Source organism: Paenibacillus zanthoxyli JH29, assembly GCF_000520715.1.
In the GTDB taxonomy this organism is placed as follows: Bacteria; Bacillota; Bacilli; order Paenibacillales; family Paenibacillaceae; genus Paenibacillus_AQ; species Paenibacillus_AQ zanthoxyli.
In genome coordinates this window covers 1-338 of sequence record NZ_ASSD01000605.1, presented here as the reverse complement: position 1 = coordinate 338, position 338 = coordinate 1, and the positions used below count along the sequence as shown (strand labels likewise).

1 pseudogene is annotated in these 338 nt (G+C 47.0%); it reads left to right on the top strand.

The window, feature by feature from the left end:
- Window positions 1-22: 22 nt before the first annotated feature.
- Window positions 23-338, top strand: a pseudogene (locus L691_RS29935) (IS4 family transposase); the annotation flags it as partial.

Genomic DNA, 338 nt, shown 5'->3' with positions numbered 1-338 from the left:
TCGATTCGAAAGAGGCGACCTCATGAAAAAGTCTACCACGTTCACCACCTTAGTTCAAACGTTATTGACGGAAGAAGATGTACATGAAATTCTGCGAGAATTGAAGTATAAGGACACAGCGACCAAGTTTACAGCAAGCCAACTGCTCCTTTTCTTTATGCACTCGGCCTTAGGCCAGTGGGATAGCTACCGCTCGGGCGTAGGAAAAGCGGTGACCTGCGGCTTGATGCCCGTTTGTTACTCTACCTTCTCTTCCAAAGCCAGTGAAGTGCCGTATGAGTTGTTCAAGCAATTATTTCATCGACTTCTCTCGAAATGTAATCGGGCCACGAAACGTC